This is a genomic window from Syntrophorhabdaceae bacterium (genome assembly GCA_035541755.1).
GTDB lineage: Bacteria > Desulfobacterota > Syntrophorhabdia > Syntrophorhabdales > Syntrophorhabdaceae > PNOF01.
In genome coordinates, this window is the sequence record DATKMQ010000063.1 from 70,467 (window position 1) to 81,395 (window position 10,929).

The window sequence follows — 10,929 nt, forward strand, 5'->3', positions numbered from 1 at the left end:
AACCTGCTGTTGGAGGAACCCCATTAGGTCGACAACAAAACCGAAATCCGGGACTCTGGATTTGCCTTGTCCCATCGTGGCTATAGGTGCTTCAGCGGGCGGTCTTTCCGCTCTTGAACTTTTTTTGGCGGCCCTGCCCAGGCAGTTTAACTTTGCCGTGGTTTTCATGCAGCACCTCTCGCCGAAACACAAGAACCTTCTCCCGGAACTGCTTAAGTCCCGAATGAAACACCTGACCATTGAGGAGATAACGGATGGCCTTGAAGTAAAGGCGGGTAGACTCTATCTCTCCGGTCCCAAACAGGAAATCAAAATCGAAAAGGGAGTGCTTCGGGTGTCCTCACGATTAAGACCCCATGTGCACCTTGCCATCGACGAATTTCTCATTGCCCTGTCCCAGGACGCCTCTCAACGCACCATTGCGGCCATCTTTTCCGGGGCAGGCACTGATGGCGCCCGTGGAGTTCGCGCGGTGCACAGCGCCGGGGGCACTGTCTTTGTCCAGGACCCCGCCGGGGCTGAGTATCCGGATATGCCGCTCGCCGCCATAGATACCGGCGAGGTGGACGGGGTGTTCTCGCCGGACGATATGGCGAGGGAAATAGTGAAGTTTTATGATTCCGGCATGATCTTGACGGCGCCGGACCAGTTTATGGCGCCCGCAAACTTCGATGGTCTTTTTCGTCTGATTGATGAAAAGACAGGGTATCGATTTAACCACTATAAGAAGGGTGTCGTGGCCCGAAGGGTCAGGAGACGGATGTATCTCCATGGTATATCGACCGTTAATGAGTATCTGGAGTTTCTTGCCGGAAAGGATCGGGAGGCTCATCAACTCGCACAGGACCTGATGATAGGGGTAACCTCCTTTTTCAGGGATCGGCTGGCCTGGAAAGCCCTCCACCTGGAAGTAACGAGAAAACTCGTTGCTCAGGAAGATGATTCGCCCATCAGAGTCTGGACCGCCGCTTGCGCCACAGGAGAAGAGGCCTATTCCATCGCCATGATGCTGAAATATGAGCTCGATAGCGCTGGAAAGAAGCGAGACATACAGGTCTTCGCAACGGATGTAAACGATCGGGCTCTTGAGCGAGCCCGCGAGGCCATATATCCGCCCACCATATCCGCTGATCTTCCGCCGGAGTACATCCATAAGTTCTTCGCGGCTCAAGACGACAAGCTTTCCTTCACCGTAAACAAAGAGATACGACAGTTCGTGGTTTTCGCCAAACAGGACGTGCTTACCGATCCGCCCTTTTCTCGTCTGGACCTCGTAATCTGCCGCAACCTTCTGATATATCTTGAGCCGGATGCTCAGGAAAAGTGTTTTACGCTCTTTCACTATGCCTTGAAGAACGGCGGGTTTCTCTTTCTCGGTAACGCAGAATCTCCAGGGAGAAACACCCCTCTCTTTACCTCGCTTGCTCACAAAAAATGCCGCATCTATCGCAGGGCGGAGACAAGGACGCGACCGAGAATACCCCTGTCCATGCCGTTTGCAGAGCGCACGGGAACGTCATCCAGGCAGAAACCTGTGGCAGAGGACCGGCGGTCCATCACACAATTCGTCCAGGAGGCGCTCCTTGAGGAACACGCGCCCGCAGCGCTCGCAATCAACCAGAACCACGAGATTCTCTACCACAATGGCCCCACAAACCGGTACCTGCACCAGCCCCGAGGTACGCCGACTCAGAATTTCCTGGAGCTTCTCCCCCAGAAACTGCGTAACAGATTACGGGGAGCTATTTATCGGGTAGGCGAGGAAACAAAACCGGTGAACGTCCGCACGACTGTGACGGACGGTGATGGGCGTAAAAAAAAGGTCGCCATCCGCGTCTCAAAATTGCGGGACAATCTCTTTCTCGTGACTTTCAGGGAAAAAGCGGGGCCGCCTGGGGAAACAGAGGTCCTGGTCCCCGAAGCAGAAGTGATTGAAGAAACCGCAGTACGTCAATTGGAGAACGAGCTTGCCGCTACGCGGGATGATCTCCAGAGCCATATCGAGCAACTAAGAAGCTTGAATGAAGAGCTTGAATCCTCGAACGAGGAGCTTCAGGCAGCCAACGAAGAGCTTGAAACCTCCCGGGAAGAGCTCCAGTCTCTCAACGAAGAGCTAACGACGGTCAACGCCCAGCTCCAGACCAAAATTGAGGAACAAGAGGAGACGAACGACGATCTGAGCAATTTCTTTACGAGCACGAATATACCGACGATCTTTCTCGACCAGAAATTCAGGGTGAAACGGTTTACCCCTGCCATGTCGCGCCTCATTACGTTGATACCGGGTGACGTCGGACGCCCCATCGTGGATATGTCACGTGATAGCCTGGGTCCCGATCTCACTGCCGATGCCCGATCGGTCCTTCACAGTTTGAGCGCCATAAAGAAGGAGTTCAAACTCGGCCAGACCTGGTACATTCGTACCACCCTCCCGTATCGCACCACGGACAATCGCATTGAAGGGGTGGTTGTCGCCTATACGGATGTGACGGAGATGAAGGCGGTTCAAGAAGAGCTCGCGGATTCCCGGCGTCGTCTCGCGGTAATCGTGGATACCATTGCCGATGGATTTTTTGCCATGGACCGCACCTGGCGGATCATCCATGCCAACGAAGCGGCCCTCAAACATTTCGACAAAACGCGAGACCAGATCGTGGGTCGTCTGTTGTTCGATGTATTCCCTGAGACGCGAGACACCGCCTTTGAGACCGAGTATGCGCGCGCCATGGAAAGCGGTGAGGCCGTTCATTTTGAGGCGAGCTCCATGATCTCCGATAAAGTGATCGAGGTCCACGCCTATCCGGGTCCAGAGACCATGGCGATCTTGTTTCGCGATATCACGGAGCGCAGGAGGGCTGAGGCTGAAAGACGTCGCCTTGCCTCCTTCCCTGAGCTTAACCCCAACCCGATCGTGGAAGTCGATTTGTCCGGTCAGTTGATCTTCGCCAATCCCGGCACCTACGCCCTTCTCGATAAACTCAGCATCGCCACCAGGGATTACCGGACACTTCTGCCTGACGATCTACACATCATACTCAGTGATTGGGACCGCAAGAGTCCTCTCGTAGTCGGCCGCGAAGTCTCTGTCAAGGACAGAGTTCTTGATGAGACGATCCAGCTTGTCCCTGAATTTGAAGTGGCGCGTATCTATGCGCGCGACATTACAAAACGAAAGCTGGCCGAGAACCAGGTTGCCAGTTTCACCAGGCTCTACGCGGTCTTGAGCAGGGTAAATGAGACCATCGTGAGAACTCGCGACGAAGAGACGTTGTTTCGCGAAGTCTGCCGTATCCTCGCTGACGAGGGCGGCTTTCCTTTAGTCTGGGTTGGCATGGTGGAGAAACAACGGGTAGTTTCAGCGGCTTTTTGCGGTCCCGCAAGCGACTATCTGAAAGAAATCAAAGTCGAGGTAAGCGGCAGGCTTGGCAAGGGCCCTACCGGCACCTGTATACGGGAAAACAGGGCGGTGATCAATGACGATTTTGCGACCAACCCTGCCGTTTCGCCCTGGCATGAAGCGGCCTCACGGTACGGGCTTCGCGCCTCGGCTGCATTTCCTTTGCGCCGACAGAATAAAGCCGTGGGTGCGTTCACAATTTACGCATCAGAATCGAATGCCTTCGATCAAGAGCAGGTCCGTCTGCTCGAATCCTTAAGCTCTGACATCTCATACGCGCTCGATGCCATTGAACAGGAGCGGCTCCGCATACAAACTGAGCTTGATCTCACCAACGCAAAGGAGACCTGGGAACGAACATTCGACGCGGTGCCGGACCTGATCGCGATCCTCGATAACAACCATCGGATCGTGCAGGTGAACGAGGCCATGGCCAAACGTCTCGGAGTGAAAGCCGAGCAGTGCCTGGGCCTATACTGTTACGAGGCTGTTCACGGTCTGTCCTGGCCCCCCGAGTTCTGTCCCCACGTGAAGACCCTCAAGGATTCTTGCGAGCACATGGAACAGGTTCACGAAGCCCGGCTCGGAGGCGATTTCGAAGTGACCACAACCCCGATTTATGACGGCCAGGATAATATGGTCGGCTCCGTACATGTGGCCCACGATATCACCGAGCGCGAGCGGGTTGAACATGCGCTCAGAAGGAACATGGAACGTCTGGACATCATATCGACAACCGCGAGCCAGCTTCTCATAAGCGAAGAGCCTCAACGACTCGTCGAGGCCCTCTGTGACAAAGTTCTTAAGCACCTTGACTGCCAGGCCTTCTTCAACTTCCTCGTCGACGATGTGAGAAACTGCCTTCGGCTCAATGCTTATGCTGGTATCCCCCACGAGACTGCTCAACAGATATTGTTCCTCGATTTCGGCGTTGCTGTGTGCGGATGCGCGGCGCGCGATGCCTGCCGGATCGTTGCCGAGCATATCCCCACCACGCCGGACATAAGGACCGATCTTGTCCGTTCCTTCGGCATCAAAGCCTACGCCTGTCATCCCCTGTTCGCTCAAGGACGCGTCATAGGGACGCTCTCGTTCGGTACCAAATCGCGACTCACCTTCACGGAAGATGAACTGTCGCTCATGAAGACCGTGGCAGATCTGGTGGCAACAGCCATGGAGCGGATTCGTCTACTCAAATCGGCCCGGGAAAAGGCAGAGGAGCTTGAAATCCGGGTGGAGGAGAGGACCTTTGAGCTAAGCGAGGCATATGAATCGCTGCGGACCGAAGTGGAGGAGCGCAAGAGAACCGAGGAACAGCTTCGACAGGCCAACAAAATGGAGGCCATAGGAACCCTCGCCGGAGGGATCGCCCATGACTTCAACAACATCCTTGCCGCCATTATGGGATTTGCGGAGATGGCGGTAGACGACACGATAGACAACCCGGACGTGACGAAAAATCTTCGCTACGTGCTCAAATCGGCTCACCGGGGAAAAGAACTGGTGAAGCAAATCCTTGCCTTTTCTCGCAAGGCCGAACACATAAGGGGGTTGATCTCTGTTGCCTCAATCCTGAAAGAAACGGTGCAGCTTTTGAGGGCCTCTATTCCGAGCACTATCGAGATAAAAGTCAAAACCACCGCAAGCTCAGATAACGTATTCGCCTCCCCGGTAGAAATACAGCAAATCCTTATGAACCTCGTCACCAATGCCTCCCTTGCTATGCAGGACAAGGGGGGGACCGTAGAGATCAGTCTCAATGACATCGATTTCCGGTCAGACCCCCCGGTGGCCTATCCGGATATGGAACCTGGAGAGTACATTCAGCTCGCCGTAAAGGACACGGGAGTCGGTATAGCACCGGAGGTCATGAAGCGGATCTTCGAACCCTTTTTTACCACGCGGGAGGTGGGCAAAGGTACGGGTATGGGGCTTGCCGTAGTGTACGGGATCGTGAAAGACCTGGACGGATATATCGCGGCAGAGAGTGAGCCTGGAGCAGGCTCCATCTTTCGCGTGATCCTGCCCAAGGCAGCGTCCCGCGCAGCGCCCGAGCAGCAAGTGGCTGAAGCGAGCCCGAGAGGAAAAGAACGGATTCTTTTCATCGATGATGAGGAGCTGCTCGCGCAGTGGGGCCGAGCCGCGCTCGCGAAGCTCGGTTACGACGTAACATCCGTCACCGACAGCGTGGAGGCTTTGAAGATCTTTACGGCTGACCCGTCCCGATTTGACCTTATCATCACCGACCAGACCATGCCCGGCATGACGGGCATGCAGCTTGCCGGGGAGCTTCTCAAAATACGCCCTGAAATTCCGGTCATTCTCTCAACGGGCCACAGCGAATCCGTTACGCCGGAAGCAGTCAAGGCGGCAGGGATAAAAGAGCTTCTCCTGAAACCTGTCGACAGGACGCAATTCGCCTCGATCGTACGTCGCGTCCTCGACCTCTGAGCTTCGGAATGACATCCGAACTCATTGTATGAGAGGCCTGTCTCCATCTATTTTATTCGTGTAAGCCCATATTGACACAGGCCTGTCTGAGGGTTATGTTCCGGACAGGGAAAAGAGCGGGTGAAGTGGATCTTCGTCATCGTCATTCTCGGTATCTTTCTTGTGCTCGGTGTGTTCTTGACCACTGTCGACGCGCAGCGTCACGCCGGATTTGACGGGAGAGGCCACTTCCACGGAGGCCACTTCGGGGGGCCGCACGGCTTCGGGTTCTTCTACTACGATCCCTACTGGTATTACCCGTATTATTATCCTTACGACTATTACTATTATTACGGAGACCCGTACGTTGATAGCCTGCCCCCGCCGGTGTATATCGAACCGGAAGAGCCTTCTTACTGGTACTTCTGTTTGAACCCCGAGGGTTATTATCCGTACGTGACGAGTTGCCCGGGCGGATGGATGAGGGTGCTTCCGACCCCGCCACCTTAAAAACGACAAGGGAGGGTATTATAAAATGAAATGGCGTCAGAGTCTCTTATTGTTGTCCATCCTTGTTCTTCTCACCGGTTGCGCTACAGTGCCCACGGGCCCAACCGTCATGGTGGTGCCGGGTAGAGACAAGCCCTTCGAGGTGTTCATGACCGATGACACCGCCTGCAGACAATGGGCGAGTGGCCAGATCGGGGGGGTCTCGCCAAGTCAGAGGGCCAATCAGAATCTCGCTACCGGGGCCGCGGTCGGGACTGCCGTGGGTGCCGGTTTGGGTGCAGCCATGGGATCCGCTTCGGGCCATGCCGGTGGCGGTGCAGCCGTGGGTGCCGGGATCGGTCTTCTCGGTGGCACGGCCATGGGGAGCAATGCTGCCTACATTACCGAGTCACAGCTTCAAAGACGGTATAACATAGCCTACGCACAATGCATGTACGCCAAGGGCAACGAGATTCCCGGTGTGATTCGCCGTCCGGCTGAGCTCTACGCGCCCCCTCCACCTGAGAGGGCGTCAGGTCCGTGGGTCACAGTGCCGGGTCAATATGTAGACGGTGCGTGGGTACCGGAACATATGGTGCGGATGCCTGCAAGGTCAAGAGAGGAAACCCTGCCTTCAGGACCGCCGCCATCAACACCCTCGCCGGTGCGTTAAAGAGGAAGCAGGCAAAACTCACGCTTTGAGATGGGCGCAGCTGTTGATACGGATTTTTCAACTCGAAGCAATCTCTTTACTCTTCCCATGCATGACGATCTTTCACGAGCAGGATCGAGCAGGGCATGGTCCGCACCAGGTCATGCAGACTGGAACTGAACATAAAATGTTCCAGGCGTCCTTCTCTGAAAGCCGCCATGATTACGAGATCTATCTTCTGTTCATGGACTATTTTCGGGACCTCTTTGATTAAGGGCTCTGCACTGACCACAATTTCTACTTCCATGTCCGGGGTCTTCTCTTCATCCACTATGCCGTTCAACACCTTTCGATCTACCTGCAGCTGACGCATATAATCTTCGCGAATCGTTTTGAGTGACGGTATGGGCACCCCCCACCCTTCGAGCACGAAGGGGTCGTAATCTGAGTGATATACATAGAGCTTTGCACCAAGCTGTTTGGCCAGATCCACGCCGTAATGAATGGCCTTTTTACACGTGCTCGTCGATGTGCTCACTACAAGAATCCTTTTGATTTCGTGCATGACAATCTCCTCCTCGTCGAATATGGCGCTTCCTTCACGTCAAATCAGCTTTGAACGCCTGTTGCGCGGGCACCCGCCCCAGAGCGTCTCGTGTATCGGGTCTCATTCACTCATTATAGTCACCGCTGCCACAGAATAGGCGCCGCTTCGAGCGGCACCGATGCTGAATGGAAGCCGGGTATGATCCGCGCGGTAAAATCTTGAGCAGCACGGGTTGAGGGGATCTCTCCGCTATAGAGATAGCTGTCCGCCAGGGCAAGTCTCTCTGTACGCGAAAGTTCATGGCGGATGGGTCCCTCACGGCTCGCGCCATCGGCGTAGAGCTCCACGCGCACCATCTCGGGATCGAGGCAGCCAAGGTAGATCTGAACCTCAAACCGGTGAACGCCCCCGGCGCTCGTTACGCGCACATCTCCAAAGCGTATCTGCGGCCAACCCTTCTCCAGATCGTGGCGCCAATTGGTCAGCTCTACCGCCGCGCGGCCGTTGTCAGCCGCCCGTTTTCGATAGTTCTCTGAAGCAGGGATGTAATACCTGTCTACGTACTCACGGACGGTCCGGTTTGCTGAGAAGCGCGGCGTGAGCCGGGACATGCTCTCCCGTATACGGCTCACCCACGCCACAGGAATACCCGCCGAATTCCGGTCATAGAACTCGGCGACTACCTGGTTCTCGAGTATGTCGTAAAGCCACGCCGCCTCGCGCGCGTCCCAGGAAGGATCGTCCCTGTGGTCGCCTCCGTCTCCCAAAGCCCAGCCCACCTCCGGCGTGTAAGCCTCCTCCCACCATCCGTCAAGTTCGGAGAGGTTTAACCCCCCGTTAACCAATACCTTCATACCGCTTGTGCCGCAGGCCTCCCATGGGCGCTTTGGCGTGTTGATCCACACGTCGATACCCTGCACCAGTTGTCCTGTCAGGAGCATGTCGTAGTCGCTTAAGAAGATGGCCTGTTTCCGAGCATCGCTTCGCCGGACGAAGTGGGTCCATTGCTCAACGAGCGCTCGTCCCGCATGATCGGCCGGATGGGCTTTGCCGGCTACGATCAACTGGACCGGTCGCTCAAGATCGGTGAGCAGGCGGACAAGCCTTTCTTCATCGAAAAGGAGCAGGTTGGGCCGTTTGTAGGTGGTGAACCGGCGCGCGAAACCAAGCGTCAAGGTATCAGGGTCAAAAATACGGCTGGCATGCTCGACCTCATCGGATGCGGCGCCGGCGGCTTCCAATTGTCTGGATAAGCGCCGCCGTACGTACTCTACGAGCGACTGTCTGGCCGACGAGCGGCACTCCCACAGCCTCTCATCCGAAACAGTACGCATATCCTCGCCCAATGTTTTGAGGGTCCCAAGCCAGCGGTCGCTTCCACACGAAGCGGTCCAAAGCGCATCCGTCTCTTCGGATTCCCAACTCGTCATGTGGACCCCGTTTGTCACGTGTCCCACAGGCACTTCCTGTTCCGGCCAGCGGGCAAAGAGTGGCTGGAATATCTTACGGCTCACCTGTCCGTGGAGACGGCTCACCCCATTCACGGCACCGCTTCCCCGCATAGCCAGATAGGCCATGTTGAAGGGCTCTGAAGCGTCATCCGGGTTCTTGCGACCGAGCGCCATGAGGTCACGCAGAGGGATGCCGAGCCTCTTATCGGCGTACCTCGCAAGGTAGGGCTCGATGATCGAAGGGGCAAACCGGTCAAAACCTGCATTCACGGGCGTATGTGTCGTAAAGAGATTTCCCGCCCGCGTGGCCGCGAGCGAAACCTCGAAGGATTGCCCCGTCTCCTCCATGAAGGCGCGCGCCCGCTCCAGAACCGCAAAGGCTGCATGGCCCTCATTGAGATGGCACACCTCCGGCCGTATGCCGAGCGCGTTAAGAAGACGCCACCCGCCTATCCCCAGCACCAGGGCTTGCTTGAGTCTGAGTTCCGGCCCGCCCCCGTAAAGCTCGCTCGTTATGCCCCTGCGGTCGGGAAGGTTCGCCGGATCGTTGCTGTCGAGCAGATAGAGTTTGGTTCGGCCGACCTGGACCTGCCATCCCCTGAGCCAGACTGAGTATCCTGGCAGGGTGAGCTCAAGCCTCAGCCATTCTCCATTAGGTTCCCTGAGCGGCATGATCGGAAGCTGCCCCGGGTCGTTGTAGGGAAAGAGCTCCTGCTGCACGCCATCTTTATCTATTATCTGTCGAAAATAGCCCTGCTGGTAGAGGAGTCCCACGCCGACCACGGGAACACCCAGGTCACTCGCGGTTTTGAGCTGGTCTCCGGCCACATTGCCTAATCCGCCCGAGTAAATGGGTAGGGCCTCGTTGAGCATGAATTCCATGCTGAAATAGGCCACGTGCGTGAGTCTGTTTTTGGGATACTCCTTCTGAAACCAGCCGGCAGACTCCATCTCCTCGCGTCTTTTCTCAAGGAGATTATTGAGCCTCTCGCGAAAAGCAGGGTCCGACAGGGCCTGCTGCAGGCGATCTCTGGACGCGGTCTGCAGGATCACCCACGGATTATAAGTGAGCTCCCAAAGTGCAGGATCAAGCTCACTCCAGAGTTCATCCGCAGAATGGTTCCAGTACCAGTGCATGTCCAGGGCCAGTTCCGCAAGGGCGTCAAATCCCTCGATCTCGGCTGGAAAAAACGTGTATATCGGGTTTAAGACTCTGCCTACTGTAGCCACAACCTGCGCTCCGTTTACCCCGGCAAGCATTGGGGACTAACCGGGATGGAAGAATCGGGCATCTCCCCTCTTTGCCCTATCGTATCACCACAAAGATGTTTCCCGTGTTGCCCCTCCGGTGGTCAAGCGCGGTAAAGGAGATCCGCTTTCCTTGAGGCAGAGCGCCGACCAGGCTGTTGAAGCCATCGATCCCGTCCACGGACTGTCCGTCAACGGAGAGGATCATGTCTTTCACCTCAAACCCCGCTTCGGCCAAAGGTCCTTTTGCATCAAGCCGTAAGATCACCACCCCCTGGCCCTGGTTGAGCCCGTACCGTTCAATCTCTTTGGGCGTGGGTAGACGCACCTCGGCTCCGATCCGTTGTTTTACCGTGGCGGCAAGAGTGGCTTCGGTCTCTGCCGTGCTGCCGATGGTCGCCGTTATCTCCATCTTCTGGCCATTCCGGATAATGGTAAGTTTCACCTGCTCTCCGGCGTGCGTTTCGGCCACATCGTTCCGAAGGGTAGCCGAATCGGGGATCTGTTTATCCCCATAACCGATGACCACGTCATTCTTTTTCAAACCCGCTTTGTCCGCCGGCCCTCCTTTGACCACGTCCACGATCAACGCTCCGGTCGCCGTTTGTGCATGGACAGACTTTGCCGCATCCTCGGTCATGTCCTGGATACTTATCCCGAGCGAGCCCCGCTCCACCTTGCCGTGGGCGAGTAGTCCGTTTGCCACGCTCACAGC

6 protein-coding genes are annotated in these 10,929 nt (G+C 56.1%); 3 read left to right on the plus strand and 3 right to left on the minus strand.

Features of this window, described 5'->3' with window-relative positions; genetic code table 11:
- The first annotated feature begins 61 nt into the window (after nt 1–61).
- From VMT62_05700 to VMT62_05710, 3 genes are all read left to right on the plus strand, one after another.
- Nucleotides 62–5,848: a CheR family methyltransferase gene (locus VMT62_05700; GenBank protein HVN95902.1), complete on the plus strand. Its 5,787-nt coding sequence runs from the start codon at nt 62–64 to the stop codon at nt 5,846–5,848.
- 120 nt (nt 5,849–5,968) lie between these two features.
- Complete coding sequence (locus VMT62_05705) at nt 5,969–6,337, plus strand: hypothetical protein (protein ID HVN95903.1); 369 nt, start codon at nt 5,969–5,971, stop codon at nt 6,335–6,337.
- A gap of 25 nt (nt 6,338–6,362) precedes the next feature.
- Complete coding sequence (locus VMT62_05710) at nt 6,363–6,989, plus strand: hypothetical protein (protein HVN95904.1); 627 nt, start codon at nt 6,363–6,365, stop codon at nt 6,987–6,989.
- A gap of 76 nt (nt 6,990–7,065) precedes the next feature.
- Here the strand turns inward: VMT62_05710 and VMT62_05715 are convergent, their stop codons facing one another.
- The 3 genes from VMT62_05715 to VMT62_05725 form a co-directional block, all read right to left on the minus strand.
- Nucleotides 7,066–7,533 carry a universal stress protein gene (locus VMT62_05715; protein HVN95905.1) on the minus strand — a complete coding sequence of 156 codons (468 nt, stop codon included), beginning with the start codon at nt 7,531–7,533 and terminating at the stop codon, nt 7,066–7,068.
- 119 nt (nt 7,534–7,652) lie between these two features.
- A complete protein-coding gene (gene glgP / locus VMT62_05720) occupies nt 7,653–10,196 on the minus strand; it encodes an alpha-glucan family phosphorylase (GenBank protein ID HVN95906.1) in 2,544 nt (847 codons plus the stop codon).
- A gap of 76 nt (nt 10,197–10,272) precedes the next feature.
- Nucleotides 10,273–10,929, minus strand: a 657-nt coding sequence (locus VMT62_05725; protein HVN95907.1) for a PDZ domain-containing protein, incomplete at its 5' end; no start/stop codon positions are given.